The sequence below is a fragment of the Clostridium sp. AM29-11AC genome (assembly GCF_003480545.1).
Classification (GTDB): domain Bacteria; phylum Bacillota; class Clostridia; order Lachnospirales; family Lachnospiraceae; genus Otoolea; species Otoolea saccharolyticum_A.
In genome coordinates, this window is record NZ_QUJI01000015.1 from 61218 (window position 1) to 88107 (window position 26890).

The window sequence follows — 26890 nt, forward strand, 5'->3', positions numbered from 1 at the left end:
ATGAACGAATACCTAAAGCAATATATTGAACTCCAAAAACAGTTTCGAGAGACAAAAGGAAAAGCGGATAGTGTTCGTGCGCTTTATGCGTTCAAAGAAGAATTAGAGCAGAGCGAAGATACACAGGCTAAAGAAGTATTGGTGTATGTTTATGACCTATTGGACTTCAAAAAAAGTGCCTATGAATTGCTTTCTAAAATTGGAGATCGGTCGAATCCAAAAATTTTCCGGCGTCTGGCGATTATGAAAGAATATGCCGATGACTGGGGAGACTCCTTTGCCCTCCGCAAGCCTAAAACCAAAGCGGAGAAACAAAAAGACAAGGAAAAGCGGGACAAACTTGGTCTCCCTTCTTTCCGGTATCATCCAGACCCTTTGGATACCGGGGCTTTTGAGCAGTCTGAGGAGAGTGTGGTTTGTGATTGCTGTGGCAAGAATACTCATATTTACTATACCGACCCCTTCTATACCGTGGAAGATATTGAGTATTTGTGCCCAGAGTGCATTGCCAGCGGTGAGGCTGCTCGGAAATACAACGGCAGCTTTCAGGATGATTGTTCTTTGGATGATGGTGTGGACGATCCAGAGAAGCTGGATGAACTTATCCACCGCACTCCTGGCTATTCTGGTTGGCAGCAGGAATACTGGCGCGCCCATTGTGGTGACTATTGCGCCTATTTGGGTAATGTGGGAGCCAGCGAACTGCGGGCGCTGGATGTGCTTGAAGAAGTTTTGGATGACCCCATGTGGGACCATGAGCATAAAGAAATGATTCAGGAATCCGTTAACGGAGGACATCTTCAATGCTATCTGTTCCAATGCCTTCACTGCGGAAAGCACCTGGTCTGGATGGATTTCGATTGAGATGTTTTTTATAACCACACAGTTGTATAGACGGCGTGGCGGATGGCCAAATGTACCGGGAGATTCAGTGGAAGTGCCAATATGAGGATGCTCTGATTCAGCCGCCCAGAGGGGTGCTGGACATCAACATGGGGAAATATGCCTCGGGAGGACGCTGACTTTTTATCATACCAGCAAAGGAGGTGGGAACTATGCAAAGCCAAGGCAATATCAGAGTTGTTGAAATGCTTCGCTATCTTTATCAGCATACAGATGAAAACCATACTGCTACTGTTACAGACATTACTGCTTACTTGAAAGAGCGAGGCATTCAGGCAGTGCGCCAAACGGTCTATGCTGATTTGAACGCTTTGATTACAGCCGGGTTTGATATTGTGATAGTTAAAAGCACACAAAATCAGTATTTCATGGGAAACAGGCTTTTTGAATACCCGGAATTAAAAATGCTGGCGGATGCGGTGGCTTCTTCCAAAATCATTTCTGCAAAGAAATCGGAGGCTCTGGTACAGAAGCTGGGATGTTTGACGAGTATCCATCAGGCAGAACAGCTCAAGGGGCTTGCCAGCTTATCCAGCCGCGTGAAACCAGGAAATGAAAAAGTCTACTACATAATCGACAGTATTCATTCTGCTATCTTGGAGCATCGTCAAATCGAATTCCAATACTATGAATACACTCAGACAAAAGAAAAAATCCTGAAACATGACGGATACCGCTATCTTCTGAACCCTTATGCACTGGAGTGGAAAAATGACCATTATTACTTGATCGGCTACTCACATAAGCATAACAGAGTTGCCCACTTCCGTGTAGATCGTCTGGCAGGCGTTGAGGTCTTATCAACAGAGTTTGCTCAGCTTGAAAATTTTGATGTGGCTGCATACACAAACACAATGATTGATATGTTTGCCTCGGAGGACACACTGGATGTTGAGCTGCAGTGTGATAACGAGCTTATGCGTGTTATCATTGACCATTACGGAGAGAATGTCCCTGTTAGACCCTATGATAAGGATCGTTTTATAGCAACAATCAAAGTAAACCCAAGCGGCACATTCTATGGATGGGTATTTAAGTTTATGGGGAAGATCAAGATTCTTTCCCCCCAAGAGTGTGTAAACCAGATGAGAAATGCAGCAAGGGTGTTTATTTGAGGAATTGGGGCGAGGGGTTAAAGATATTTAACACCTCGCCCTGCTTTTCTTTTTTTGCCTTGAACCGAACACCTGTTCCGTCTTATAATAAAACCAGGATGTTCGCAGTGCTGCGAACATCCTGGGAGACAGGAGGCAAGCCGTCATGACTTTCGGAACTTTTATCAGCACAAGACGAAAGGAACTCAAACAGAATCTGAGAGACACTGCAAAATATCTTAAAATAGCGTATGGCTATCTCAGTGATATTGAGCAAAACCGCCGCCCTGCTCCAGACGGCGACTTTGTAGACCGAATTTCTGAGTTCCTTCAGCTGAGCAAAAAGGAGCATGAACTGTTGCTGGATTTGGCAGCCAGATCCCGGAATACTGTTTCGGCGGATCTGCCAGAGTACATTATGGAAAATGATATTGTTCGAGCCGCGCTCCGTGTAGCCAAAGAAGTAGATGCTACAGATGAGGAATGGCAGGCTTTTATGGAAATGCTGAAGAATCGTCAGCATTAAGGGAGGGAGCCGTCTTGTCTGTTCCACAAATTCGGATAGCTGCAATCGAGGCCATTGCGCGGAAAATTCTCATGGAATATGATCCAGCTCTTTTGGAGGGTGAGCCATGCGCTATCCCCATAGAGACCATTATCGAGACGAAGTTTGATTTGATTCTTGAATATCATATTCTTCGGAAAAACGGCAGTATTTTGGGCGAAACCATTTTTGATGATGGAGCTGTGATTCTGTATGACCAATATCAACATGAGTATCGCCTTATCGGGGTTAAAGCAGGCACTATTCTGATTGATGAACGCTTGTGTGAGCCTCAGAGATTGGGGCGTCTGCGGTTTACTTGCGGTCACGAGCTTGCTCACTGGGTACTCCACAAAAAGCTCTATACCGGAACTGGTGATGTGGCCGCCTATGATGGGAATTCTTCTACGGATGAAAGTAACGGTATCATTGAGCGTCAGGCCGACGCTATGGCTACTGCATTACTTATGCCCTTGCCGCAGGTGAAAAAATGCTTTTACCGTTTACGCTCTGGCCGTTCAACGGAACAGCTGATCTACGAGATGTCCCAGATTTTTGCTGTTTCCAAACAAGCTATGCAAATCCGCCTACAATCCCACAATCTTATTTAATGGCTGATGTGATTGAATTGAGTCGAGGGGCCGGAGCGCCCCTTACTCAATTTCCATACTCTTTTTTTACCCTGAATGTTCGCAACTCTGCGAACAAGGAAGGAGGAAACAATGAGAAAAGAAAGTGCAACCATCCGCAGATGTCATAGCCAGCTTTCGGCGCTTGGCTTGGACAGTGACGCTGTATTCCATCGTAGTAAGCTGATCTTAAAAATCTAATGCCAGCATTTTCGTCAACAAGGAATTGCAGCGTGTCACTCGTGGGGCGCTGGATGATCTCAGCGATAAAGGGGTAATCAAAAAGTTTCCTCCTTGTATCGCAAGCACCCATACAGCACTTGTTCTGAAAGAACCAAAGACCAAGACCAGTATTCGGCGGGTCTACCTTCCCAAGACGGTTGCTAAAATGTTGGTGGACAAAAAAGCCGAAATTGACGAGCTGAAAGACCTGTTCGGTGATGAATACATCGACAACGATCTTGTGTTCTGCACCAGTAACGGACGCCCTATGGAAAGTCAGATCATCAACCGGGCCTTTAACAAGCTCATCAAGGAAAACGGATTCCCCCATGTGGTTTTCCATTCTCTCCGGCATTCCAGTATTACTTACAAACTCAAACTGAATGGCGGCGATATGAAAGCAGTCCAGGGTGATTCTGGCCATGCACAAATGAAGATGGTGGCAGATGTTTATTCCCACATTATTGATGAGGATCGCTGCATTAACGCACAGAGGTTTGAGGACGCATTTTATTCTCAAGCGAAAGCTCCAGAACCAGCTATTCAGGAGATTGAGGAAAAGGAAACCGGCACAACAACTCCCGAAAGTGATACGGCAAAAATCCTTGAACTTCTCAAAAACCCTGAGACCGCTGCGCTCTTAAAGCAAATTGTCAGTGCTCTGTAAGAGCAGGCCCAGCAAAGAAAGCCTCTCATTTTATGAGGGGCTTTCTTCTTTTGAACGGGATTGTATTATGACCAATCACTTTTTTTGTTAGCAGGTTTTTTTGCAGGTTTTGAGGTCGTGTTTGCAAAGCACCTCGATTTGTTTGCAAATCTACACGATCCTTGCTAACAAAATTAGCAGACATGAAAAGAAGGCTTTGAACACAGAGCAGCCGCCTTTCTTTGCAATCCTCGGAAATCGCGTTAGCAAGGCCGTTAGCAAGGGCCTTATCTTTCGGATGTTCAGGCAATCGGAGAAAATAAGAAAAGCCGAAAACCCTGATAAATCAATGGTTTTCGGCGTTTAATCTGGCGTCCCTGGCGGGATTCGAACCCACGGCCTTTCGCTTAGGAGGCGAACGCTCTATCCTGCTGAGCTACAGAGACTTATATGAAATTGAATTGGTAACGATCACTTTTGGCTTCGAGTTGATTGGTTGAGCACAACCTTAGGAGTAGCCCCGATACGACATCGGGAAGTGACATCTAATGCTAAAAAATGCTTGGAAATACAGGGTTTTTCAGCATTTCAAATCCTATCTGATACTACGCTGTGATAGCTAATTCAGAGGGATTTTACACCGTCCGATTGGCTCGAAATTAGCAAGGCTTTCGATTTTTGGTGGACGTTGCAAGTGCAAGTAAATGTCACTATGTAACTGCTCGTTATGCGGAATGACAGGAAATACAGTTCATTCTCATGTGGAGCCGCTGGTGTCACACGACACCAATTTAAGTCTGTTTAATATATCATTTCAAACCGAATTTTTCAACCAGAATTATCAGAAATTCCATAGAATTTTTCGGGACGAATGATTGTATGTAACCTGTCCTGCCGAAGCAGGTACAGTATTTATCGAAGCATAGTTTCTCGATCTTCAGCTCCCAGCATATATGCGCCCTTCGCAAATTCATCCCTTGCCAGAAGCTCTGTTACATATACCCTGTCGAACAACAACCAGAGTTCTTTTTCTTCTGGTGTAAGTTTGCGGTTTCCGCTAAATAAATGCGATAACCCCAATCCCTCAAGCAGAGCCTGCTTTGCAGCTTTGTAATCATCGGCTCTATCGGAATAATCCTCATTCCTCTGGCTTGATAATTCCTCAATATCATCAGCTCGCATTTTATCATAATACTCGTCCATAAATGCTCTATCCATTTTGCACCCCCAAAAACAAAAATAAGGGCAGACCCCTTTACAAGCTATGAAGGCTATGTAAAAGGATCTGCCATTTTAATTCTATAATGTCTTTGCCAGCGACTTCAAGAGTGCTGCCATTTCAGGGTTTTGCAGAAGTTTCAGAAGAAGCTCTTTATCATCGGTGGAGCTTTCCTGTGTGACCGGCTGTACCGGTTCCGGTGTTGCCTGTCTGCCAGAGTAAAAAGCAGCTTCCAGTCTTTCAGCGTTCAGCCTGCGGTCATCGTCGATGATATGGGAGTAAACATCCGCTACCATCTTGACCTGTGCGTGACCGGAATCACCCTGAACGGATTTCATATCGCCACCGTTCAGCTTCAGCTTGTAAGTGATACTGGAATGTCGGAGACTATGGAAAACCACCTTCGGCAGCCCGTTCTCCTCGATCAACTTATTGAAAGCACGGTTGATAACCTGACCCTCAATCGGCTTGCCATTGGAAGAACAGAACACCAGATTAAAGTCTACGAACTCGTCACCGAAAAGGTCTTTCAATTCTTCGATGTCAGCCTTTCGCTGCGCCAACATTTCCGCTACGGTTTTCGGTAAGAATACCTTGCGGACACTGGTTTTGGTCTTAGGTGTTTTGAGAACCAATGCGGTGTGCGTACTGGCAAAGGTCGGCGGGAACTTGAACATAATGTCCTTTCCGTTCAGATCTGCCATCGCTTCACGATTTACTCTCTGCAACTCCTTTTCAACGAAGATGCTTGCCTGACCAAGTTCGATACTCGCAGGAGAAATGTCTACACAGTCCCAGGTCAGCCCCAGAAGCTCACCCATTCGCAGAGAACAGGAGAAAGCAAGGTTGATTGCCAGACGGAGAATATCATCGTCGCAGGCTTCCAGAGCCTTCAGAAGAACTTCCGCTGTCCAGATGTCTCTGGTCTTATGTTCTTCTTTCGGCAGCGTAGCGTGTTCTACGGGGTTTCTGGTCATCAATTCCCACTTCACCGCCTGATTGAACGCATTACGCAGAACCTTGTGAATCTCTCTGACCGTATGCGGTGTTAGATACTCGTTACGAGCTTTCACATACTTCGTAGACACAGCTTTTACAGTAAGCAAATCTCTGTAATACTTGTCCATAATTCTCGGAGAAACATCCTCCAGTTTCATATCACCGATAAGCGGACGAATATAATTGGCAATCAGGCTCTTTCTGCTTTCATAAGTAGACATCGCCCAGGTGTTCACGCCGTAGATAGACATATATTCTTCCAGAAGATCGTTTACGGTCTTGGCAGAGGGTGGAATAAAGGTTCCCGACTCCTGCTCATATTCGACCTGCAGCTTTCTTTTCTTTGCTTCAGCATTGGTGTCAAAGGTTTCCCATTTCTGACGCTTATTGCCGTTCTCATCGGTGTATGTATAGACCACAGAATACTTCTTTTTTCTCTTAACGATGGATGCCATGTAATCATCTCCTTTCCTGTCCATCCTCAGCTACTAATCTGTAGCGGGTCTGATTCTGATACCATTTTTCAAAACTCTCTTTGGTAGCTCGCTTATATCTGCCAACCTTGATAAGCTCAAAATCGCCATTGGCAACAATATAGTAGATGGTCTGACGATGTACCCCAAGCATTCTTGCCATTTCCGGCAGACCGTAGGTGGATGCCACAATGTCTGCATCCAGTTTTTGATCCTCTACCGTGCGATAATCGCTCTGGGATGCATACCATCTTTCAAAGCTCGCCTTGGTCACTCTACGCTTGCCCAAGGCTTCGACAATTTCAAAATGCCCTTTGGCAACCAGTTCGTAGGCAGTTGCTTCTTTCAGCCCAAGGCGCTGACCAAGCTCCTCTACAGAATATGTAGTTTTCTTCAGTTCCTCACCGGGAGGGGTTCCATCGACCTTCTGGTATTTGAACTGGTTAGCATACCATTCCTCAAAACTGTCGATCATCACCCTCATGGTGTTGCCGACAAGAATGGTCTTGAAGTAATTTTTCTTAATGAGCCAGTAAGACTCAGTTTTGCAAAGGCCAAGCATCCTGCCCATTTCAGGGACAGACATACTCGTTCGTTTTCTTGTTTCTGCCATCGCACAACCTCCTATGTAAAAAATGTAGCCATGTGTTTTCTTGTCATGGCTACATTTTATCGAACTCTTGATTTATTTTGAAGTTTGTCGCCGGGTTGTACGACACACTTGACAAATCTCACATTTGCTGATCCAGCCACTCATCAAAACTCTTTTTCGAGATTCTGATGCTGCCGCCGATGCGCACACTATGAAAAGCTTTCTTTTTCACGAGGTTATATGCGCTTGTTCTGCTGATCCCCAGGATGTCCTGAATCTCATCAACGGTATATGTTCTCTTATCGAACTGGCCTGTGGAGGCTACAATGGATTCTTCGGTACGCTGATTCATAGCAGCAATTCTTTCTTCAAACATCTATGTTCACTCCTTTTCTTTCTTCGGTTTATGTTTTGTGGAACGCTTTTTCAGCTGTTCCATTGCAAGGCTGACGGATAAGGCTTTCTCAATCGCTACCATTTCACGGGGCGTAACCTTACCTAAGTAGTTATCAATTCTGCGCTTATCAATGGTGCGGATTTGCTCCAGCTGCACAACAGATGCTTCTTTAAATGCAGGATTGTCTCTAATCAAAAGATGGGTCGGCATATTCTCCTTCTTGCGGATTTTCGTTGTGACCGTTGCCACGATCAGCGTGGGAGAATACCTGTTGCCGGTATCGTTCTGAATTACAATCACCGGTCTGATGCCACCTTGTTCAGACCCAACTACCGGGTCCAGATCAGCGCAATAAATATCGCCACGGCGATATACCCAATTTTCTTTCATCATGTGCCATGACCTCCTTTCGTTGGGTATGTAACAAACGACTGCCCGAAATAAATCGGGCAGTCATTCCAAAATCTATGTTTCCCATATTTGCCACGCACCCCTGGGAAAGAGGACGGTTGCCCTCAGGGAACCATCGAACGGCTGATTGCGAATCAGCTCCATAGGAATCTAACCTCTGCCGGGTTCTCCGCCAGCTCCGTAGAGAAGTATCATTAACCCTGACTGTTTTCATTGCCGTATTGGTAGCAACCCAATATTTACGAGCCGGTATTGATCGCTGGCACCGGATGAGAGACTACTGCGTCAATATAAGAAAATAGTCGTTCTGTTTCTCTTTCCGATACGTCACGGCGTACCGCTGATGTGGCTGATGCTTTCGCACCGACAGCAGGAACGTATTCGATGATTGTCTATTCAGTTTTCAAGGAACAAGCAGCCTTTCTCTTTGGCTGTGTCTAAATTGTACTGTTTTCACGATTCGTTTTTTATGACCTCTCACGGCGGATACCCACCGTGATACGGCGGATTTTATAATTTCATCTTCAAAGCAACCAACTGATTTATAACGGAATCCAATTCCTTTGCAGCTTCATAATTGCGAATCTCGCAGCCAATAAGTATGTAGTCAGTTGAAATACCAAAGAAGATACCAATTTCAATCAGCAGATCAATGGAGAATCCCTGAATACCTCTTTCGATTTTCCCAAGGGTACTTGTACTGATGTTCAATTTTTCAGCAAGCTGCTCCTGTGTCATTCCTTTTTCTTTTCTAAGTGCGGCAATTCTTTTTCCGCTTTCTTTCTGGTCGTAATACATATCGTTTCCTCCGATTTCTTGAAATTTTGAAAATGAAAATTCCAAGAAGCCGGGAGGAGAATGATTGCGGGGAATATCCCCTGAAATAAAAGAAGCGCACCCGATCTCACAATTTCTTGCAAGAACAGGTGCGCTGTTGCGCTGATTCTGATTCAAAAAAATACCCCCGCCAGTTACATTTTCTAAGGCAATTTTGCTCTTGCCCTGAAAACATAACTGGCGAGGGTGTTATAACCGGTGTTATGACGGTTCGTATCGGTGTTATGACGGTGTTATGATGGTGTTATGGGAAAAATCGGGTGTTATGATGGTTTTTACTGGTGTTACGCCGGTGTTATGCCATAACACCGAGAAAAACCGGCAACTTTCAATCTTTCGATCAGCTCGTCGTATTCCTCCTCTAAGAGATTGCGCTGTGCCATCCGCAGCTCTCCTCGTGCCATCTCTGGATGATCCAACTGAAACATTGCGTAAATCATCCAATAGTAGCCATCAATGCTGTGTGGTGCAATCAGAAGCATTTTAGAAGCATAGTGCTGGATACAGACGTAATCACGTCCCAGATCAAGCGTTTTCATCAGTTCGCATACAGCACCCAGATAGCGGTACTCAAAAGCTACCACTTTGGACATAATCCAATGCTCATCCCGTGCAGAACCGAACAACGGTCCCTGATACAAATCTATTGCTTTTTTCAGAAACTCAACTTTTTCTTTATGATCAGCTGCTTTCATCGCAATACTCCACTTTTTATCAAACAGCTGAAAGTCTGTAAACACATTCAACCGGGGATTGATTTGATACCCCGTCGGAGTAGACTCAATCAGGCGGTGATCGGATAGCAATTCAAACGTCTGTCTGAATCGGTAGACCAGTCCCTTTATATTTTTAACCGTAGCTTCAATATCTTCACCCGGCCAGATTGCCGAAGCGATTTCCCGTGGGGAAGCTGTCATTTTCCCTTTCAAAAGCAGATACACCAGAAGCCTCGCTATCTTAGGCGATTTCAGTTCCTGCTCCGTCAGGACACCTTTTTCAGTTGTAATTTTGAGTTCCCCAAATAAACTGATATAAACATCGGTGGCATTTGTAATTCTCGGAGAAATGATGGTCAGTTTTCTCGTTTCCAGCAGGAAGTATTCGTTCAGTGAAGAAATAACAGCATAGTTCAGCATTCGCAGAAAACCGGTTTGATTCTTATATTTCTTTGCGTTTCGCAGAGTGAGAAAACCAGTCGGTCCTTTCCAAAAAGGAACCGCCATAACCGCATTGGCATCCAGCCTACGGTAAAGCATATATTCATCCGGCATTTCTTCTTTGATGGCTTCAACATCAGGGACAATGATTGGCTCATGATCTCTTAAGCATTGTATCCAGCGCCCGTATTTCTCTGATAGTTCAAATTCTTCAAACTTGGTCTGCGCCATTTCTCCAAATTCTGTGTCATACCACCAGATTGGCGTCCAGACGCCAATCTCCATATCCACATCAAGAATGCCGCACCAGTCTGCATCGTAAAACTCCGTTGCGACACGCATGATGAGCATGGCTGCTTTTCTGGGGTCAATGCAGGTGTTTAATTCCTTCTGCATATTATGTAGAGTACGCTCAATCTCTATTGCATATTGAACGTACTCACACCTGTCTCCGATATTATACATATCAAATCCGTTATTTCCACAGTTCCTGGTTTGTTCCATAACGAATCCCTCCTTATGCTGATTATAGAAAAAAAGCCGCAAAGCACCACTGACCCATTACGGATCATGACAGCTCTGCGGCTTGCTTAATCTGGTTTTTGGTTTTGGCTGTCATATCAGTTTGATACCGGCAGTCAAGACAACTTGCTATATGAAATGCAATCTGTATTCAGTTATTACTGATATACTCAACGGGCATTCACAGGAGTTGACCTGTTTGCACAGGTTAGCTGGTGTGTCTTGCTCAGAAGCAGTAATTCCAAGATGCCTTTGTTATTAAGGTGCATAGGTGACTTTTCGATTCTTGCGAATCACAGTCTTTGTTGTATGTATAATCTCCAACATCGCTTGCAGCTCTGCGGCATCACAGTCTGCCAGTTCCTCTGCAATTTTCTTGTCATAAACAGGCTTCACCTGTTCCAGACTATCACACAACAATTCATCGACAGAAACAGACAATGTGTTAGCAATCTTTACGATAGTCGGTAGAGCCACTTTGGTTTGCCCCGTTTCGATATGGCTCATGTGAGAAGTAGTCAGTCCTGCACGAAAAGCAACCTCTGCCTGCTGCCAGCCCAATTTCAATCGAGCTGCTCTGATACGCTGCCCAATTTTGATATAATCCACTTCATTTACGTCCATCGTTCCGATCACCTCCCATCCGAGTCTGTGGTTTTTATTCTATGGGCTAATTGCCTAAATGTCGATTTTGTATAGGGCGATAATGCCTATACAGGCAAATTTCGGCAGAATAAATTTAATTGTATGTTCACTGATTATTTCAAAAAAAGGAAGCCCACGCACCGATATATCAGACCGGTTTTGTGGACTTCCTTATTTGCTGCTTCTCTTTCTATATCATGTTTCCATCTAACTGATTGAATAAGTCTCCCTCGATACCAATTATTTCGTCGATTGGGATGTGTGTACCGCTCCGCATAATGACGGTTCGCTCATAATAGTCGATTTTTTTGATGATTCCCATTTCCGTACAATATGCGCCGCCAGACTTTCTTTCATCCGGGACAAAATATGTAATGGCGATTACCGGAGTATCTGGCAGCCTTTCCTGAACGATCTGAAGCCGATCATTAAGAGCCGATTTCTCATACTCATCCAACTCAACCCGATCCTCGGTCAGTCTGGCGGTTTCCTTGACTGCTGCATCGTATCCAGTCAGAGCCGCAAACGGTGAGAATTGAGCCGCACGGTCAATCATCGCCATACGTGGCCTTTGGGGTGAAGTATGGTGCGGCAGATTGATTATATCGTCGTATTTGTGCGTGTTGTTTGAATTGCTCATACCGCACCTCCTCAAATCTACAAACTGGAATTTGGCGGCTAATTACTTATCCTTTTCCAAGGAGGTAAGAATGGCAGACCCCATTACAACAATCGCAAGAATTGGGCCAAGTTGCGGCCAATTCATAATCTCATATCCCAAAGCACTGCCGAGGTATCCTAAAACAATGGCAATGATGGAAGATACAATCGCTTTATTCATATAATCACACTCCTTTGTCAAATTGGAATTCACTCGGTTGATTCATTATCGGTATCTTTTGTGTTATATCCTTTGATAACGAAAATCAAGCCAATAATTGCAATAAAATCTGTCCAAAGACCATCATTTGCACAGAACAAATGGAATACAATTACCGCCAACATAATTGCAATACCAAGAAGCATATTTTTGATACCGTTCATAAAATCACACTCCTTTGTCAAATTCAAATTTCTTACTCCTTGCAGAATTCATAAGAGAAAAGATACATATAATCGTTCTTCGACAATGAATCAGTTTCTCCTGACAGTAAATCATAAAGATCAATCACATACATCTCGTCATTATCGTAAATCATTCCAACCAGTGGCTGTTCGATGTCATAAAGGATTTTAGTTTCACCCTCAATTCGGCTTTGTGATCTACCGTAGTATTCTTTATCCTCTACGCCTTCCATAATAGGCAGCTCAGTGGAAAACTTAGAGCCCTCATCCGTTGAAATGACAAGTTTTATCACTGCATGCTCATAATCCGGGACAATGATAATCTCTCCGTTTTTCGGGGACCCAATCCCTTCAAATCCAATCCCCATACGTTCCTTGTTTACCAGTTCTCCCGCCTGGTACTCTGAAATATAAATATTAAGGAGGGTGTATTCATCGGTTGTAGTGAATTTATAAACATTTGCTCCGTCAGATCCTGCAAGCAGTTTCACTGTCTGCATTTCTACACTATCCTCGGAAACGGGTGCAATAAAGTTCATCGGCTTGTTCGCGCGATATAAAGCTGCACCAATTACAGATACTGCAAGAATTGATATGATCAGCAATGCACAGATTACAGCCTTCAGTCTTCTCTGCTTGTGCTTACTGTCAGTTGCAACTCCGATGATGTTCTCTTCAGATTTCCTTTCAATATTCTCTTGAGCAATATCCTCACCGGCTAAGAACTCATTGATGCTGATGCCGAGGATCAGGCAGAGATCAGAATACACAGATACATCTGGAAGACAAACTCCTCGTTCCCACTTAGAAACTGACTTATCGCTCATGCCCAATTTCTCAGCGAGCTGCTTTTGTGTCATACCCAGTTCTTTTCTTTTGCCGGCTATATACTTTCCAATTTTAATTAGATCCATGTGATTACCTCCTTCGTTTGATGTGATAGTACCCTTTGTAGGGAAGAAATCACACCCCTCGAAAGTAGAATCTGGCTCCATAGCCCAAATTCTCTCTTAAGTAGAGCAATAAATTCAAATTTTCATTATTCTTTAGGTAAATCAAAATCATCTTTCGTACATTTCCGGATAATATGCTTTGTCTTTTCCATCGGCAGCGGCACTTCGTCCGCTGCAAAATATTCTTTCTTCACCACTTCAACAGTAGCTTCATGGTTGTCTTTACCAGCAGGAACAATCACATAATCACCAACCTCGATTGAGTCGTCATCGGCTATGTAATAATAGCTCTTATATCCTTCGTCAAAGGTTACGCTACAATAGATAATGTCGTTGCCACACCGCCGCACTTTTCCATAGACGGCTGGGTTCATAATTTCGCCCCAACCGTAGAAGGTCATAAAGTCAAACACCGACTCCATGAACTCAGCCCAATCATCCGGTAAACCTTTCTTGTCATAGGTTCCCTGGATTACTTTTTCAATGACAACCTTGAATAAAGAATGACACAAAACCATCAGTGCGTGAGCAATCAGAAAATCCAAACCGTCTGTCCCTGTGGCCGAGTGAATCGGTCTGTGGGACAGGCGGTTTTCTTTGCCCTAAATGGGTGGATAGACAGAACGATTTACTGTCAGGATAAAGGTCGATTTTGGGCATTTTCTTTCGCTGTAAGCGGCTTTTGAAGGGCTTGCCATATTCCGAATTCCCACATAGGAAAACGCCGCTCAGAGCGCGAATCAAGTATTTCTCCGCCCCTCCACATAGGGAATATCCACACGTGGATAATCCAGATGTGGCAAATCCACACAAGGAAAAACCACACAGGGAAAATCCCGCACAAATAAATACTAAATAAAGAAATACCAAAGAATCAAGTAACAATCTAATTAAATATCAATCTATCAATCTTGATGGGCAGCATGATTTGAAAAAAACATCTGCTTCTGTGCCTATTTAATAGAATGATGGAGCAGACGGCTTTAGGTTTTACAGTAGGGATAGAGAGGAAAAATTACTGGGATGTACTGTATAAGGGGGATTACACCGCCTACTACATTACTACCGGCTGACGGTTCACTTTTGGCAAAGTGACAATCAGCAGAGGGAAAGGAGACATATATACAACAGGGCATGGCCTGGTGAAAACTGGTCATGCCCCGTCTTATTCAGCTCCCCGACAAATTTGCCTTTATCAGCACAAACATTTTATCGCTTCATCCTCTGTGGCAACAAAAAACACATCATGTCCTTTATTGCTCTCATAGATGAAATCGTGCAATGGCTTGCTGGTGTAATGTGAATAATCACCATAAATAGCGATACGTCCGCCATAGTTCACGTACTTCTGGAGAATCTCGCCCGCAAAGCCGGAACTAAGAATGAAGAAATCCTCTTTTATCAATCGTTTATCAATCACTATATTCTTTGTCCCAACATCGTACTTTGCTGTCATTAGCAAGTCAAGAGCAGACTGCGGATCTGTAACCACAACCTCATCACTACGGACAACCGCGCAGATAGTACCGTTCTTCTCTATTTTTTCTATGTTCATTGATAGTTTTCTCCTCCAAATTAGGATTTATCGCCCCATTTAATCCAGTTATAGCACACAAAGAAAGTCGCTTTCAAGCTTGCTTGCCTCAGAAAGTAATTTGCCTACGGCACCCTTGACCACCTCCAGCTTCAGTGCTTTGCAGCAACCAAGAGGGACTTAAGTCCCCCATTTTCAAAATGTTCTTTTCGAGAATAGCAACTTGACAAATCGCTAACTGTCAGGATAAGGGTTGATTTTGGGGGGTTTCTTTCGCTATAAGCGGATTTTGGACGGCTTGCCATATCCCGGGTATTCCTACTCCGACAAACGGCGCTCAAAGGCTAAATGAGTTGTTTTTCGACTTCTCCGTATGGGCAATATCCGCACAGGGAAAATCCGTATACGGAAAACTCGCTTACGGATAATCCGTTCACGGGAAAACCGTACACGGAAAATCCCGCACAATTGAATACTAAATAAAAGAAATACCAAAGAATCAAATAACAATCTAATTAAATATCAATCTATCAATCAAGAGGGTATTATCCCATTTGAATATAAGCTAACGGTATTCATCATCTGCTTTTCCCTCCAAATACTGTTTGATTTTCGCAAGCGCGGATTTCCTGTGCCGGAAAACCGTCGTGCGTACAACATTCAGCAGTTCGCCAATTTCCGCGTCGCTCATATCCAAGAAGTAGGACAAAAGGATAATGTCGCGTTTCCTTTCGGGCAAAGCGTTAAGGGCTTCGGCAAGCAGTTCATTTTTGACGAGTACATCAAAGCCGGACACTTGAAAACGGAAATAATCGCTTTCGTATTCGTCCGTTGTGAAAAGCTGCGCGAGTTCGCTTTCGCTCAAATCCGAAAAAGTAACTTCGCGTGCTGCGCGTTTCGCAAGAGTGCGGCGGTGGCTTTTCGCTTCGCCGACCAAAGTTTTCTTTGCTAATGCGTCGTACTGATGTTGTATTCTTTCCTTGTCGGAAGAAGATAGCTCCATAGAGTTCACCTCCTTCCCGCGTGGAGTAGAGGACGGGAGTTAAGGGCTTGTCCTCTCTGCCCCTTTCGCTCCGTACCCGTTCGGGAGATGGCTCTTGAGTGCGCTTTTCAGAAAAAAGTTGAAAAAAGCAAAATGCGCCCGTCCGCAAGACGCGGACGGGCGCAAAGGAAATGTAAGCAGTAGCTAAATGTATTGACAGTTCACATTCATAGCCGGAATATCCCGCTTGCGGAGCATAGCTTTTTTTGACCGCAAAGCATTAGGCGGGTTACAGTAAATAAAAATGGACACGGCGATACCTCCCCGATACCGCCGTATCCTTAAAAAAGGGCGACTTTAATACACTACCCGCAATCCATTCTATAATAGGGAACAGCGGCTTTTGCGCAATATTAAATAAAAAAGCCGATAACACATAGGTTTTTTGACCTAAGGCAATACCGCACAGAAAAGATGCGGAATAAAGGCAAGTGTGGTAAAATATAGGCATGGATAAGCAAGTAAGTCTGTCTGGCCTGAGCGATGAATTGGCGCAGGTACGGACAAAGAAAAAAGAATTTCTATCGCAGATAGAACGCATCGTCCCGTGGGGAGAGTGGCTCACACTCATCAGGCCGTACTACTACAAGGGGGAACGCGGCAATAAGCCCTACGATCTGGAACGTATGCTGAGGATCTATCTGCTGCAAAACCTGTATGATCTGGCGGACGAAGCAACGGTGGCTGAGGTCATAGACAGCCGTGCCTTTTCGGAGTTCTGCGGAGTAGACTCCAGCAACCAGGTGCCGGATGGAGATACACTGGGGCGTTTTCGGAATCTGCTGATACGCAATGGGCTGCAGGAGAAGCTGTTCCGCCAGGTAGTGGAGCTTTTGCAGCAAAGAGGACTTATCCTCAAAAAAGGGACCATTGTGGACTCCACGATCATTGCAGCGCCATCCTCCACAAAAAATCAGGGAAAGCAGCGGGACCCGGACGCGCATCAGGTGAAGAAGGGAAACACATGGCACTTCGGCTACAAGGCGCACGTTGGAGTGGACATGGATACCGGTCTGGTCCACACCGTTGAGGTGACTGGGGCCAATACCCATGATGTCGTTATGACCTCCAGGCTGCTGACCGGTGACGAAGAAAGTGTCTATGGAGACAGCGGGTATCTTGGTGCGGACAAACGGGAGGATAGCATCCGAAGGAATCGCCAGGGAAGGCGCATCCGCTACAGGATTAACCGCCGCCCTTCTCAAATCAGGAAGAAACCAACCGGGGCACAGGGCCAGCTCAAGCGCAGGGAGCACGAAAAGTCATCTATTCGCGCTAAAGTGGAACACGTATTTGCGGTCGTCAAGGGTCGGTTCCGATACCGAAAGACACGGTACCGGGGCCTGCGGAAGCAGACCGCTAAATTGAATATGCTGTTCGCTTTGGCGAACCTGATTTTGGCTGACAGGCCCTGCCTGGCAGCCTGAGTTGATGCGCCCTGCCAGGAGAACTGAGGGGATAATACTGGCTGCCCTACAGACGAGCTTACTATGGCTCTCCCTATACGCTATTTGTGCGGTGTTGCCCTAATGCGTTATCGGCTCTGCGTCTATGCGTCTGGCACTTTTAATCATTTTTTTTTGAATTTATTATATGTGTTAGCTAACTGTCCACAAGCCGCGTTAATCTCTCTGCCATGAGAAACTCTCATAGTAACTTCAAGTCCTGCTTGCTCTAATTGATGTTTGAATGCAACTATTTCCCGTTTCTGTGGTGCTTTAATTCTTGAATTGCTTGTTGGGTTGTATTGTAACACGTTAATCATAACTTTTTTGCCCCGAAACCATTTTGCAAGTTGTCTTACATCTGAGGGCCGGTCATTTATACCCGGTAAAAGCAAATACGCAAAGACAATTTTGCGATTATGCCTTTCAGAATAGGATAAGGCTTGCTTAACAACATCTTCAATAGCATATATGCGCATGTGAGGAATAATACGATTTCTTGCAGATTGTGTTGCTGCGTGTAAAGATATTGTCAACTGAATTTTAAGATGTTCCTCGCGCAATTTTTTTAATTGATCGACCGGACCAACTGTTGATATGGTAATGCCGTCGGTTGGAAAGTTGAGCCCATATCTATCTCGGAGAATATGGATTGCTTTTATCAAGTTGTCATAATTGAATAAAGGCTCTCCCATACCCATAAAAACGATACGGTTTACTTTTCGACGCAACAATATAATCTGTTGTACGATTTCTGACGATGTTAGATTACGAACAAAGCCATTTCGCCCGGACTCACAAAAAATACAACCAACAGGACAACCGACTTGTGTGCTCACGCAAACAGTTCCACCATCTCGCCGCTTGATAAAAACCGTTTCAATGTATTTGTTGTCTTTCAGTTCGTAAACATACTTTTCAGTATCACTGCTTTTGCAAATATTTTTTACCAACATTGATAGATTTTTTTTGCGTGGTAATTGCTTATATAATTCTTCATATAAGGCTTTTGCTTCATTCTCGCCAATAACTTCCGACATTTCTTTGTAAGTAAATCCGTATGGATCATTCCGTACTTCCGCAGGCGTATATTTAGGTAAACGTTTCATTTTTATATCCTTTCTTCTAAATAATAAAAGTTTGTTTTTCTGTATTTTTGATTACAATCTCTAATTTTTCTACATCAATGATATGCGTCAATTTGCATTTAGGGCAGAAAAGAGGAAAATCTTTTAATACAGTATTATGAAATACTTGAACTCTCGTCTTTCCGTTACAAATCGGACATTTTATCCAATATTTTTTAAGCATTATATTTCACTCGTCCTTTTTACACAAAAAAATGTAGGTCAATCCTCAACATGAGCATTGACCTGCATTTATAATGCACAGAGCAGTACAACAAAACTAAGGCATAGCTTGCACTATGTCTATACTATATCTATACGTCGTTAGTTTTTTGTATAGCATCCGCAAAATAAGCATGACAAAAAAGCCCATGTTGAAAATGGGAAAATCCTTTTTTTCAATGCTTATCTAATACGCATGCTATGCAACATAAACGCCGCCTCCTTTTACATAAATTTTATTTTATCAGAAAATCAGTCTACTGTCAATACACAACAGGAAGTATTTAACCTAATGATATGAATTGTGTGGACATATCCAAAAAGAAAGGTGAACTGTAAAATGTAACAGGGTGAATGAAAATGGCAAAAAGACCCGTACCATTGTACGACTTTAAGGCTTTCGGGGCAGCTATAAAAGCCGCGAGAAATGAATACGGCGAGAGCCGCAAAAAGGTAAGCGACGAGTTATATATTTCCCCGCGCTACCTTGCGAATATCGAGAACAAGGGACAACAGCCGAGTTTACAGGTATTCTATGACCTTGTAACCCGGTATCATATTTCGGTAGATCAATTTTTCTTCCCGAACAGCAATGCGGAGAAATCCACCGGGCGGCGGCAGCTTGACGCGCTGCTGGACGGTATGAGCGATAAAGGCATACGGATTGTAACCGCAACAGCAAGGGAGATAACGGAAGTCGAAAAAGCAGAGGATTAACCTCACAATATGAGAAATCGGGAGATTGCAGCGCATGGCGGCTGCAATCTTTTTTTGCGTCCAAAATCAAAGGAACGCGCAACAAATACCGCCTTTCGGTGGGGGTATGGAGTAGATAGCAAGCACAGCAAACGAGTACCCGTTTGCGGAAAATGCTTGTTGGGATAATCCCAAACCCTTATACCGAAAGGCGGTGCGGAAATGGAAAACCGAAAGAGAAATATACAGATGAAGTTTTACGTTACGGAAGAAGAAAAGCGGCTGATCGACGAGAAGATGAAGCAGCTTCCCATAAAGCAGTATGGGGCATACTTCCGTAAAATGGCGATAGACGGGTATATTCTTGTCGTTGACCGAAGCGACACAAAAGCATATATCCGGGAACTGCAAGCGGTGAGCCGGAACATCAACCAAATTGCAAAACGCGCCAATGCGACGGGGACGGTTTACAGGCAGGATATAGAGGACATTAAAAAGGCGGTGGACGAGATATGGCGGTTACAAAGACGCACCCTATTAAATCAACCTTAAAGGCTGCGATAGACTATATCTTAAATCCCGAAAAGACGGACGGGAAACTGCTTGCGTCCTCTTTCGTCTGCGGGCTGGAAACCGCCGATATAGAGTTTGCATGGACGCGGGAAGCTGCCGGAGATCGCGGCACACATTTAGGGCGGCACTTGATACAATCCTTTGCGGTGGGAGAAACCACACCGGAAGAAGCGCACAAAATCGGCATGGAACTTGCGCAAGCGGTGTTAGGCGGCAAGTATGAGTTTGTTTTGACAACTCACGTTGATAAAGAACATTTGCATAATCACCTGATTTTCAATGCGGTTAGCTTTGTTGACTACAAAAAGTACCATTCCAACAAGCAAAGCTATCACGCTATCCGGCGCACCAGCGACAGGATAATCAACGCACATTCCTCTGGAAACAAATTGAGAGGAACAGTATTCCCGGACAAGCCGGATTTGTTCCTCTCTGGATAACTCTATGGGGAGCGCCGCGTCAATCTCTCTGGCAAGCTGGGCGTTCCCGGCTTTCTCGTAAAGCTCCACGCTGTTCCACAAGGTTGAACGGTCAGAGAAAGAGGGCGGGGCGTGGGGTGGCAGCATAATTTCCGTATGGACAACACCGCCTTTGCGGGTGTAGTCGTGTGTCATTCCGTCCCACTCATTTGTCAGCTTTTCGCCGCTTCGGTAGGCGGCTGCGGCAACGGCTGATTTGCCCTTGCCCCGGCTGACAATGCTGATATTACAATGATAGATGGCTATGGGTATCACCTCCCGGATAAAATGAAAACCCGCAAAAATGGTACAGACGCCAAAGGCTGGTATACTGTTTTTGTGGGTGTGCAGGGATAGCCGCGTAAGCGGCGCAAGGGGTGCAGCCCCTTGTTGCGGCAAAGCCGCCAATGTCGGTCAGAGAGGGAAGCAAGCGGCTTTCTCTCTGTGCCGACAAGCCCTCGGCAGAGCGCACGCACCCGTAAGGGTGTATAAGTGCGCCCTTTGTACCAAAGGGATTATTCGCTTTTCCCGCCCTCGGTGCGTTTTTTCAGATAGCCCCGCGCTTCCTCGCTCGTCAGGGCAAGCCGGAGAAAGGCGGCGGCTTCTTCGTCGGTCATGGTCTTTGCTTCTGGCACAATGCTCTCAAAGACCGCACCCCGGACGATCAGCCGATGGCTGCGCGTCCTGCGTTCCTCTTGGGATAACTTTTGCCGCAACACCTTTTCCCGATTTTCAAGCTGCCGGATTTTCTTCTTCCCGTCCTCAATCTCGGCTTGCAATTCCTCGCGTTTTTTTCTCTCGGTTTCGTCATGGGTGGTCACTCCTTTCTACCTGTCGGCATAGAAAAAGGACAGTCGATTTCCTCGGCTGTCCTTTTGATTAGGGTGTTTGGTTTACTACGTTCTGCTCAATAAATGGGAATATTAAATATCAATACGCCCTTTAATACATTCCTATTAAAACATCAGCTTCGATTGTCAAATGTGTGAGAGTACGCCAATCAACGCAATCTTTTTCAACGCAAAAGAGAAGCGGCGTCATTTCAATAAACGACATTCTTTGTTCTGATGACAACTGTACGGTGGCTGAAACCGTTTCTCTTGAAATGGTTTTAAGATATTTCTCAAAATATTCAACGACAGACTCATTTGAATAATCTGGATTTTTCAAGTGTGCTTGCACTTTAGTCCTGATTTCCCTCAAATGATTTTTCGTAGGAATTACTTTCACAACATATCCGTTAGGAGATAGCAATCGCTGAAATTCTTTGTAGTGTGCAGGCGAAAATATGTCTAAAATACAATCCATACTTCCGTCTTTCAAAGGGATTTTTGATAAGTCAGTAACAAACCACTTCACTGCTTTGCGCTTGTCTTTTTTTGATGCAATCTGTATTGCCTCCCTTGACAAGTCAAAGGCAAAGATGTTTCGTTCTGTTCTTTGCTGTATCTGCCTTGCATAGAAACCCTCGCCGCAACCAACATCTAAAATGTTTCTTATAGATGGCGTATCAGAAATAAACTGTATGATTTTCTCCAACACAACATCATACATGCCATACTCCAAAATTTGGTGCCGGTTGTCAAAAGACCGCTTGCTGTAGTTGGTTTTGGGCGATGATTTTAACAACAAATTTACATACCCATATCTTGAAATATCAAAGCAATGTCCATGTCTACAAATTAGGCTATTGCCTTGTATATCCATTGATTTTGTGCAAATTGGGCATTGAAAATAAACCTTGCTGTCTGCAAAGCGTGATAAATTATTATTCATTTGTTTTTCCTCCGTAATTACATCTCTGCTTCAATAAGCGAGTTATGCAATACGGATAACCGCAACATAACTCGCGGTTTTATCTTAATCTCATAAATGTAACCATTGTGTTGTCCTCCAATCAATTCCGCAGTATTACTCTGCTTTTAGAAAAAGTATAGCACAAAACTATGAACATTTCAACTCTATTTCAGCCTGTCGGCGACGTTGCTCTCTCTGGCATACCGCCGCGCCGCTTCCCGCCGTTCCTCGCTGTATGGGGCGGTCAGACGGAAAGAGAAGCGGCCTTTCTCAATGTCAAACTCCATGCAGCCCGTTTCCGGGTCTGCGTCGGTCTGGCGGCACACATCGGGGTGCTGCTCGGCATAGGCGGCAAGCCGCTTCTTCAAGTCGGTGTTGTGGGTACGGATATGGATCAACGGGTCTTTCTCATCAAACCAGATGTCTGTGATCTTTTTTTGCTTGGGAAGCCCTGTTCGCATAAACTCTCCTTTCTGCGCCCTCGTTTGGAGAGAGGGGCATTTTTGAGGGAATTTTCCCGGCTCTTGACTTGGGGAAAATGGGGATTTTCAAATAGAAACCGCCCCGGCGAACCATTCTTCGTCCGGGCGGTTCCTATCGCGTGATTTTCGTTTTTTCCGGCTCTTGACCGTCCTGCAAGCTGTCGGCAAGTATCACTTTGAGCAGCTTGTCGCGGAATGTTTCTGTGCCGCTGTGGTTGAAAAACAACTCCGCAACGATGGTCTGTCCGTCCCTCTGTGTCGTGATAACACTGTCGGGGGATTGAGGTGTCCCGTTCTGTTCTGCCATAGGCGGCTCCTTTCTCTGGGTGCAAAAGAGGGATTTCCCGTAGCCCGGAAAATCCCTCTTGGTTGTCAGTATTCGGTTTTACTGTGCGGGTGCTGCGGCGGCTTCCTGTGCCTTTTTCTTTGCCCGGTATTCCCGTGCTTTCATGCGGTCATACTCCCGTCGCTTTTCAAGGTTACGCGCCCGGTACTCCCTTGAATACTGCCGGTGGTAGGCGCGGCTCTTTTCCTTTTGGGCTTCCTCGATTTTCTCCCGCATTTGCCGGATTTCCTGCTCCGTTGGCTCTGTAAGCTGTGTCACTTCGTTCTCAAATTTGCCGATATAGTTGAAATATATCCCGATGTGCTGAATGGCTTGTTTTGCCCTTTTCTTGTCGCGCTCATGCACTTCAATCCGGCTGATAAACTCGTTGAGAATGGCGGGGGTCAGGTCGGTAAAGGCAGCGTAGCGTTCCGTCAGCTTCAAAAACTTCTGCGCCCGTCCGCCCGCGTTCTCAAAAGCGGATAGCTGCTCTTGCAGCTCGGCAAGCTCCGCTTTCAGCGCATAGTATTCTTCTGAATACTTCTGCGACATTTGCTCATAGCGGTCTTGCGGGATCGTGCCGAGGGCGTTGTCCTCATAGAGCTTGTTCAGCACCTTGTCAATCTGTTCAAGGCGCGTCGTGATTTGCGGGATACGCTTCTGCTGTTTCTTGGTCTTGTCGGTCTGCTGCATGGCAAGGTTCTTTTTCACTAAGGCTTCAAATTCCGCCCAGTTGCTGATAGAATAGTCCTCGATTTTCTTCAGCACTTCCGCGATGGTCTGCATGAGCAAATCCGCGTCAATGATGTGCGGGGAATTGCATTTGGGGTTTTTGGCTTTTCCCTTGTGGTACTCGCTGCAATAGGCAACATGACGCTTGCCGCCATTCCGATAATCTATGCGAATGTGCATTTTCGCACCGCAATCCTTACAGAAAAGCAAGCCCGACAAAGGGTGGATTTCCCCGTCCCCGTTGGGGCGTTTGACGGGCGCATTTTCCAAAATCCGCTGTACGGTTTCAAAGTCGGTGCGGTCAATAATCGGCTCATGCACATTTTCGGTTATCTGCCATTGGCTCCGGTCTACATAGTGGTTCCGCTTGTCGCGGAAGTGCTTTGTGGTCTTGAAGTTGACAACATCACCGCAATACTCCTGCCGTGTGAGGATATGGGTCAGGGTGGCTTTGTTCCACTTATAGCGGTTGGCCTCATTGAGCGCCCTGTTTTTACAGGTTCCCCGCCCGCGCTCTTTCATGTAGAATGTGGGCGTTGGGATTTGCGCCTGCGTGAGATATACGGCAATTTGGTTTCGGTTTTTTCCGTCCAGAAACAGGCGAAAAATCAAACGAACAACTCCGGCGGCTTCCTCGTCGATAATCCAAAAATCCTTGTTGTCCGGGGATTTGACATAGCCATAGGGGGCTTCGGTGGCAATCGGCTTTCCACTCATGCCCTTCGTCTTAATGCCGGTCTTTACTTTCTTGCTGATGTCCTTTGCGTACCACTCCGACATGATGTTGATAAAGGGCGCAAACTCCAATGTATCGGGCTTTTCGCTGTCTATCCCGTTGTTGACTGCGATAAAGCGCACATTGTTCCGTCTGAATATCTCCATCGCATTGCCGACTTGGAGATAGTCACGCCCCCAGCGTGTCAGGTCTTTCATAATGCAGACACCGATTTTCCCGTTCTCTACATCGTCCATCATGCGGGAGTAGGCAGAACGGTCAAAAAATCTGCCGCTTTCGTCATCGTCAATGTAGTGCCGGATATTGGTTAAGTGCTGCCCTCTGGCGTAGTTCTCCAAAAAGATTTTTTGGTTCTGTATCGAGTTACTCTCACCGCCGTCCCTGTCCTCGTCGCCCACGGAAAGGCGGGAGTAAAGGGCTGTAATTTTACTATAATCAGTCATGTGCATAACCTCCTGTGCGTCCATATAGGCTTCCTTTACACTTAAAATTATGCACTCCATCGGGCAGAGCCGTACTCCGCGCCCTTGCGGTATTTCTTCGCGTTTTTCCCTTTGACATAGACTATCAAGCGGATAATCACCGCACCGACAATGCCGACAAGCAAATCCAACGGGTAAACGCTCGGCAAGGCGTTTTCAAAGGCTGCGGAAAATCCTTGTGTGATATTCAGTATCTTTGCAGAAATATCCGCGCCGGGGGCAAGCCGCACCGCCTGTCCGACTTTATCAAAGAGATAGACAAAGAACACATAGGGGATATTCGGAAGTATCAGCTTTTTGTAGTTGATCTGCTTCATATCTCGCGCCCCCTGTCCATTTTCTTTACCTTGTCGCGGGCGGCGTTAAGCTGCTTCGCCTTGTCCTTTGCAGCGGCAAGGGCTTTGCGGATAGAGGGCTTTTTCTCCCGGTTCAGCTTCTTTGCGGAAAACTCTTGAAACGCTGCGGTCATAACGTCCGCGTCCCGGCCTTTGAAAAACACAAGGTAACGGGTCTGCTCGCCCTTAACCTTTTTTAGCGAAAAATCTATGTTGTATTTCTTCGCCGTACTCTCAAAGGCTTTAATATTGCTGTCGGTGATCTCGATGTTGGAAACACCCGCGTTCTGCTTCATAAGCTGCCGCATGGTCTGTTTCCCATGCGCGGGTTTGCTTTTCTGCTCCAAAAACTTTTGGATTGCTTTCTGTAACGCCTGTTCGGTAAGCCGCGCCGCGCCTTTTCCCACTTTGACGTATATACGAACCCCGTTTTCATCAGCCGGAATATGCTTTGCAACGATGTCCATGGCAACTTTGGCAAGGTACATATTCGTACCAATACCGGCTGTTGCAGTTATACCGGTCGTTTCCAAAACATCCTGAATCATCCGTTTTGCAAATTCACGAGCATTCAGACCGGAAGAAGAAAGGTAGTGGGTGAGGTCAATAAACACCTCGTCAATGGAGTAAACATGAATGTCCTCTGGAGCAATATACTTGAGGTAGATATTATAAATTCTTGTGCTAGCAAGGAGGGTGAATATGTCTTTATCCATACAAGAGCGATTAAAAGACCTACGTGTGGAGCGTGGCTTGACGCTGGGGCAGCTTGCGGAGCAGACCGGGCTTTCCAAGTCTGCGCTGGGCAGTTACGAAACGGAAGACTTCAAGGACATCAGCCACTATGCCCTTATCCGGCTGGCGAAGTTTTACGGTGTGACCGCTGATTATCTGCTGGGGCTGTCTGAAATGAAAAATCACCCAAACGCCGATCTTGCAGACCTGCGTTTGAGTGATGAAATGATTGACCTGCTGAAAAGCGGGAGGATAGACAATACCCTGCTGTGTGAGCTGGCGGCGCACCCGGATTTCCCCCGGCTGATGGCTGACCTTGAAATCTATGTGAACGGAACGGCACTGAAACAGGCGCAGGGTGCAAACGCCATAGTGGACACGATGAGCGCAACTGTTATAAAAAAGCATAATCCTGGCATGAGTGATACGCAGTTAAGACAGCTTATCACCGCCCATATTGATGAGGACGAGTTTTGCCGCTATGTGATACAACGGGACATAAACGGGATTGCCCTTGCTCTGCGGGAAACACACAAGGACGATTTTTTCAGCGTCCCAGAGGATAACCCGCTAAAAGAAATGCTGGAAACTGCTGGTGAAATCGTCAGCCAGGACAGCGACACGGAACAAGCGTACTTGGCGTTTATCTGCAAACGGCTCAAGCTGAATTTTAGGAAGCTGTCAGTAGAAGAACGGAAGTGGCTGAAAAAGATTGCGGAAAAATCCGACTTGCTGAAGAATCCAAAACCGCAGAGAGGACGAAGATAAAAAATGCCTGAACGGCGGTTCTGGTTTTTCAGAACTGATATGATCCCTCTAAAGTAGACCAAGGAAAAACCAAAAGTCTATTTTAGGGGGATT

At 45.3% G+C, this 26890-nt stretch carries 30 protein-coding genes, 1 tRNA gene and 6 pseudogenes; 10 read left to right on the plus strand and 27 right to left on the minus strand.

From position 1 onward, the window contains the following. From DW757_RS11640 to DW757_RS11660, 5 genes and pseudogenes are all read left to right on the plus strand, one after another. Entirely contained in the window at positions 1 to 864 is an 864-nt protein-coding gene (locus DW757_RS11640) for a CbrC family protein (RefSeq protein ID WP_118751776.1), read from the plus strand. Between the two features lie 191 nt (positions 865 to 1055). Continuing rightward, entirely contained in the window at positions 1056 to 2018 is a 963-nt protein-coding gene (locus DW757_RS11645) for a WYL domain-containing protein (RefSeq protein WP_118751777.1), read from the plus strand. Between the two features lie 145 nt (positions 2019 to 2163). After that, the gene (locus tag DW757_RS11650; protein ID WP_087292560.1) at positions 2164 to 2523 is read left to right on the plus strand and encodes a helix-turn-helix transcriptional regulator; all 360 of its coding nucleotides are present in this window, start codon (positions 2164 to 2166) and stop codon (positions 2521 to 2523) included. 14 nt (positions 2524 to 2537) lie between these two features. Next, complete coding sequence (locus tag DW757_RS11655; protein WP_087383240.1) at positions 2538 to 3152, plus strand: ImmA/IrrE family metallo-endopeptidase; 615 nt, start codon at positions 2538 to 2540, stop codon at positions 3150 to 3152. Positions 3153 to 3369: 217 nt separating this feature from the next. Continuing rightward, a pseudogene (locus DW757_RS11660) lies at positions 3370 to 4059 on the plus strand (tyrosine-type recombinase/integrase); the annotation flags it as partial. Between the two features lie 348 nt (positions 4060 to 4407). Here the strand turns inward: DW757_RS11660 and DW757_RS11670 are convergent. The 16 genes from DW757_RS11670 to DW757_RS11735 all read right to left on the minus strand — a co-directional run bounded on the left by DW757_RS11670 (position 4408) and on the right by DW757_RS11735 (position 15845). Then, positions 4408 to 4484 (minus strand) — tRNA-Arg (locus DW757_RS11670). A gap of 466 nt (positions 4485 to 4950) precedes the next feature. Next, positions 4951 to 5256 (minus strand): hypothetical protein, encoded by a 306-nt coding sequence (locus DW757_RS11675; RefSeq protein ID WP_022512284.1) that lies wholly within the window; start codon positions 5254 to 5256, stop codon positions 4951 to 4953. A gap of 81 nt (positions 5257 to 5337) precedes the next feature. Next, complete coding sequence (locus tag DW757_RS11680; protein WP_118751778.1) at positions 5338 to 6711, minus strand: site-specific integrase; 1374 nt, start codon at positions 6709 to 6711, stop codon at positions 5338 to 5340. Between the two features lie 4 nt (positions 6712 to 6715). Further along, a complete protein-coding gene (locus DW757_RS11685; protein WP_022512286.1) occupies positions 6716 to 7342 on the minus strand; it encodes a helix-turn-helix domain-containing protein in 627 nt (208 codons plus the stop codon). A gap of 118 nt (positions 7343 to 7460) precedes the next feature. Beyond that, positions 7461 to 7697, minus strand: a complete 237-nt coding sequence (locus tag DW757_RS11690) for a helix-turn-helix domain-containing protein (RefSeq protein ID WP_022512287.1) — start codon at positions 7695 to 7697, stop codon at positions 7461 to 7463. Positions 7698 to 7703: 6 nt separating this feature from the next. Beyond that, positions 7704 to 8111: a type II toxin-antitoxin system PemK/MazF family toxin gene (locus tag DW757_RS11695; protein WP_022512288.1), complete on the minus strand. Its 408-nt coding sequence runs from the start codon at positions 8109 to 8111 to the stop codon at positions 7704 to 7706. Between the two features lie 528 nt (positions 8112 to 8639). Beyond that, a complete protein-coding gene (locus DW757_RS17730; RefSeq protein ID WP_243033636.1) occupies positions 8640 to 9083 on the minus strand; it encodes a helix-turn-helix transcriptional regulator in 444 nt (147 codons plus the stop codon). Positions 9084 to 9250: 167 nt separating this feature from the next. Beyond that, complete coding sequence (locus DW757_RS11705; RefSeq protein WP_118751780.1) at positions 9251 to 10627, minus strand: BTAD domain-containing putative transcriptional regulator; 1377 nt, start codon at positions 10625 to 10627, stop codon at positions 9251 to 9253. Positions 10628 to 10903: 276 nt separating this feature from the next. Then, positions 10904 to 11269, minus strand: coding sequence for a helix-turn-helix transcriptional regulator (locus tag DW757_RS11710; RefSeq protein WP_118751781.1), 366 nt, complete (start codon positions 11267 to 11269; stop codon positions 10904 to 10906). Positions 11270 to 11480: 211 nt separating this feature from the next. Further along, positions 11481 to 11930, minus strand: a complete 450-nt coding sequence (locus DW757_RS11715) for a hypothetical protein (protein WP_118751782.1) — start codon at positions 11928 to 11930, stop codon at positions 11481 to 11483. 42 nt (positions 11931 to 11972) lie between these two features. Beyond that, the gene (locus DW757_RS17405) at positions 11973 to 12131 is read right to left on the minus strand and encodes a hypothetical protein (RefSeq protein ID WP_168934158.1); all 159 of its coding nucleotides are present in this window, start codon (positions 12129 to 12131) and stop codon (positions 11973 to 11975) included. 29 nt (positions 12132 to 12160) lie between these two features. Then, positions 12161 to 12334, minus strand: a complete 174-nt coding sequence (locus DW757_RS17410) for a hypothetical protein (protein ID WP_168934159.1) — start codon at positions 12332 to 12334, stop codon at positions 12161 to 12163. Positions 12335 to 12366: 32 nt separating this feature from the next. Beyond that, complete coding sequence (locus tag DW757_RS11720; protein WP_118751783.1) at positions 12367 to 13269, minus strand: helix-turn-helix transcriptional regulator; 903 nt, start codon at positions 13267 to 13269, stop codon at positions 12367 to 12369. A 125-nt stretch (positions 13270 to 13394) separates the two neighbouring features. Beyond that, a complete protein-coding gene (locus DW757_RS11725) occupies positions 13395 to 13853 on the minus strand; it encodes a hypothetical protein (protein WP_242969746.1) in 459 nt (152 codons plus the stop codon). A 650-nt stretch (positions 13854 to 14503) separates the two neighbouring features. Then, entirely contained in the window at positions 14504 to 14863 is a 360-nt protein-coding gene (locus tag DW757_RS11730) for a DUF4180 domain-containing protein (protein WP_087016715.1), read from the minus strand. A 544-nt stretch (positions 14864 to 15407) separates the two neighbouring features. Further along, positions 15408 to 15845, minus strand: a complete 438-nt coding sequence (locus tag DW757_RS11735) for a sigma-70 family RNA polymerase sigma factor (RefSeq protein WP_002604474.1) — start codon at positions 15843 to 15845, stop codon at positions 15408 to 15410. 488 nt (positions 15846 to 16333) lie between these two features. Here DW757_RS11735 and DW757_RS11745 point away from each other — a divergent pair, with 488 nt between their 5' ends. Beyond that, positions 16334 to 17311: an IS5 family transposase gene (locus DW757_RS11745; RefSeq protein WP_118751785.1), complete on the plus strand. Its 978-nt coding sequence runs from the start codon at positions 16334 to 16336 to the stop codon at positions 17309 to 17311. Positions 17312 to 17454: 143 nt separating this feature from the next. Here the strand turns inward: DW757_RS11745 and rlmN are convergent, their stop codons facing one another. After that, on the minus strand, positions 17455 to 18438 hold the full coding sequence (rlmN, locus tag DW757_RS11750; RefSeq protein WP_002584956.1) for a 23S rRNA (adenine(2503)-C(2))-methyltransferase RlmN: 984 nt from the start codon (positions 18436 to 18438) through the stop codon (positions 17455 to 17457). Positions 18439 to 18454: 16 nt separating this feature from the next. After that, complete coding sequence (locus DW757_RS11755) at positions 18455 to 18640, minus strand: cysteine-rich KTR domain-containing protein (protein WP_003431289.1); 186 nt, start codon at positions 18638 to 18640, stop codon at positions 18455 to 18457. Positions 18641 to 19038: 398 nt separating this feature from the next. Here DW757_RS11755 and DW757_RS11760 point away from each other — a divergent pair, with 398 nt between their 5' ends. The 3 genes and pseudogenes from DW757_RS11760 to DW757_RS11770 all read left to right on the plus strand — a co-directional run. Further along, positions 19039 to 19395, plus strand: coding sequence for a helix-turn-helix transcriptional regulator (locus tag DW757_RS11760; RefSeq protein WP_002584957.1), 357 nt, complete (start codon positions 19039 to 19041; stop codon positions 19393 to 19395). A gap of 201 nt (positions 19396 to 19596) precedes the next feature. Next, complete coding sequence (gene mobC / locus DW757_RS11765; protein ID WP_002584958.1) at positions 19597 to 19926, plus strand: plasmid mobilization relaxosome protein MobC; 330 nt, start codon at positions 19597 to 19599, stop codon at positions 19924 to 19926. Then, positions 19887 to 20309 (plus strand): annotated as a pseudogene (locus DW757_RS11770) (relaxase/mobilization nuclease domain-containing protein); the annotation flags it as partial. The gene mobC and the pseudogene DW757_RS11770, both read left to right, overlap by 40 nt. Here the strand turns inward: DW757_RS11770 and DW757_RS11775 are convergent. The 9 genes and pseudogenes from DW757_RS11775 to DW757_RS17740 form a co-directional block, all read right to left on the minus strand. Beyond that, positions 20307 to 20681, minus strand: a pseudogene (locus tag DW757_RS11775) (MobA/MobL family protein); the annotation flags it as partial. The pseudogenes DW757_RS11770 and DW757_RS11775 overlap by 3 nt on opposite strands. Positions 20682 to 20920: 239 nt before the next feature. Beyond that, positions 20921 to 21216: pseudogene (locus tag DW757_RS11780) on the minus strand (DUF3847 domain-containing protein). 131 nt (positions 21217 to 21347) lie between these two features. Beyond that, positions 21348 to 22181 carry a methyltransferase domain-containing protein gene (locus DW757_RS11785; protein WP_002584969.1) on the minus strand — a complete coding sequence of 278 codons (834 nt, stop codon included), beginning with the start codon at positions 22179 to 22181 and terminating at the stop codon, positions 21348 to 21350. Positions 22182 to 22366: 185 nt separating this feature from the next. Then, positions 22367 to 22663 (minus strand): hypothetical protein, encoded by a 297-nt coding sequence (locus DW757_RS11790; protein ID WP_022030173.1) that lies wholly within the window; start codon positions 22661 to 22663, stop codon positions 22367 to 22369. 133 nt (positions 22664 to 22796) lie between these two features. After that, entirely contained in the window at positions 22797 to 22991 is a 195-nt protein-coding gene (locus DW757_RS11795; RefSeq protein WP_022030172.1) for a transposon-encoded TnpW family protein, read from the minus strand. A gap of 78 nt (positions 22992 to 23069) precedes the next feature. Continuing rightward, positions 23070 to 24944 (minus strand): recombinase family protein, encoded by a 1875-nt coding sequence (locus DW757_RS11800; RefSeq protein ID WP_022030171.1) that lies wholly within the window; start codon positions 24942 to 24944, stop codon positions 23070 to 23072. 32 nt (positions 24945 to 24976) lie between these two features. Further along, positions 24977 to 25276: pseudogene (locus DW757_RS11805) on the minus strand (type IV secretory system conjugative DNA transfer family protein); the annotation flags it as partial. Then, on the minus strand, positions 25273 to 25701 hold the full coding sequence (locus tag DW757_RS17735) for a PcfB family protein (protein ID WP_243033638.1): 429 nt from the start codon (positions 25699 to 25701) through the stop codon (positions 25273 to 25275). The pseudogene DW757_RS11805 and the gene DW757_RS17735, both read right to left, overlap by 4 nt. Before the next feature lie 9 nt (positions 25702 to 25710). Continuing rightward, a pseudogene (locus DW757_RS17740) lies at positions 25711 to 25980 on the minus strand (DNA methylase); the annotation flags it as partial. A 16-nt stretch (positions 25981 to 25996) separates the two neighbouring features. On the opposite strand from DW757_RS17740, the gene DW757_RS11815 reads away from it, so the two are divergent. Next, positions 25997 to 26797, plus strand: a complete 801-nt coding sequence (locus tag DW757_RS11815; protein ID WP_002575858.1) for a helix-turn-helix transcriptional regulator — start codon at positions 25997 to 25999, stop codon at positions 26795 to 26797. Positions 26798 to 26890: the final 93 nt, after the last annotated feature.

Excerpts from the sequence above, each read along its gene's own strand:
- DW757_RS11685 (WP_022512286.1), bottom strand. The coding sequence starts at position 7,342 with ATGGCAGAAACAAGAAAACGAACGAGTATGTCTGTCCCTGAAATGGGC.
- DW757_RS11715 (WP_118751782.1), bottom strand. The coding sequence starts at position 11,930 with ATGAGCAATTCAAACAACACGCACAAATACGACGATATAATCAATCTG.
- DW757_RS11650 (WP_087292560.1), top strand. The coding sequence starts at position 2,164 with ATGACTTTCGGAACTTTTATCAGCACAAGACGAAAGGAACTCAAACAG.
- mobC (WP_002584958.1), top strand. The coding sequence starts at position 19,597 with ATGGAAAACCGAAAGAGAAATATACAGATGAAGTTTTACGTTACGGAA.
- rlmN (WP_002584956.1), bottom strand. The coding sequence starts at position 18,438 with ATGAAACGTTTACCTAAATATACGCCTGCGGAAGTACGGAATGATCCA.
- DW757_RS11755 (WP_003431289.1), bottom strand. The coding sequence starts at position 18,640 with ATGCTTAAAAAATATTGGATAAAATGTCCGATTTGTAACGGAAAGACG.
- DW757_RS11675 (WP_022512284.1), bottom strand. The coding sequence starts at position 5,256 with ATGGATAGAGCATTTATGGACGAGTATTATGATAAAATGCGAGCTGAT.
- DW757_RS11690 (WP_022512287.1), bottom strand. The coding sequence starts at position 7,697 with ATGTTTGAAGAAAGAATTGCTGCTATGAATCAGCGTACCGAAGAATCC.
- DW757_RS17405 (WP_168934158.1), bottom strand. The coding sequence starts at position 12,131 with ATGAATAAAGCGATTGTATCTTCCATCATTGCCATTGTTTTAGGATAC.
- DW757_RS11695 (WP_022512288.1), bottom strand. The coding sequence starts at position 8,111 with ATGATGAAAGAAAATTGGGTATATCGCCGTGGCGATATTTATTGCGCT.
- DW757_RS11795 (WP_022030172.1), bottom strand. The coding sequence starts at position 22,991 with ATGGCAGAACAGAACGGGACACCTCAATCCCCCGACAGTGTTATCACG.
- DW757_RS11680 (WP_118751778.1), bottom strand. The coding sequence starts at position 6,711 with ATGGCATCCATCGTTAAGAGAAAAAAGAAGTATTCTGTGGTCTATACA.
- DW757_RS11730 (WP_087016715.1), bottom strand. The coding sequence starts at position 14,863 with ATGAACATAGAAAAAATAGAGAAGAACGGTACTATCTGCGCGGTTGTC.
- DW757_RS17410 (WP_168934159.1), bottom strand. The coding sequence starts at position 12,334 with ATGAACGGTATCAAAAATATGCTTCTTGGTATTGCAATTATGTTGGCG.
- DW757_RS11645 (WP_118751777.1), top strand. The coding sequence starts at position 1,056 with ATGCAAAGCCAAGGCAATATCAGAGTTGTTGAAATGCTTCGCTATCTT.
- DW757_RS11785 (WP_002584969.1), bottom strand. The coding sequence starts at position 22,181 with ATGAATAATAATTTATCACGCTTTGCAGACAGCAAGGTTTATTTTCAA.
- DW757_RS11720 (WP_118751783.1), bottom strand. The coding sequence starts at position 13,269 with ATGGATCTAATTAAAATTGGAAAGTATATAGCCGGCAAAAGAAAAGAA.
- DW757_RS11735 (WP_002604474.1), bottom strand. The coding sequence starts at position 15,845 with ATGGAGCTATCTTCTTCCGACAAGGAAAGAATACAACATCAGTACGAC.
- DW757_RS11640 (WP_118751776.1), top strand. The coding sequence starts at position 1 with ATGAACGAATACCTAAAGCAATATATTGAACTCCAAAAACAGTTTCGA.
- DW757_RS11760 (WP_002584957.1), top strand. The coding sequence starts at position 19,039 with ATGGCAAAAAGACCCGTACCATTGTACGACTTTAAGGCTTTCGGGGCA.
- DW757_RS11745 (WP_118751785.1), top strand. The coding sequence starts at position 16,334 with ATGGATAAGCAAGTAAGTCTGTCTGGCCTGAGCGATGAATTGGCGCAG.
- DW757_RS11790 (WP_022030173.1), bottom strand. The coding sequence starts at position 22,663 with ATGCGAACAGGGCTTCCCAAGCAAAAAAAGATCACAGACATCTGGTTT.
- DW757_RS11815 (WP_002575858.1), top strand. The coding sequence starts at position 25,997 with ATGTCTTTATCCATACAAGAGCGATTAAAAGACCTACGTGTGGAGCGT.
- DW757_RS11710 (WP_118751781.1), bottom strand. The coding sequence starts at position 11,269 with ATGGACGTAAATGAAGTGGATTATATCAAAATTGGGCAGCGTATCAGA.
- DW757_RS11705 (WP_118751780.1), bottom strand. The coding sequence starts at position 10,627 with ATGGAACAAACCAGGAACTGTGGAAATAACGGATTTGATATGTATAAT.
- DW757_RS11800 (WP_022030171.1), bottom strand. The coding sequence starts at position 24,944 with ATGGACGCACAGGAGGTTATGCACATGACTGATTATAGTAAAATTACA.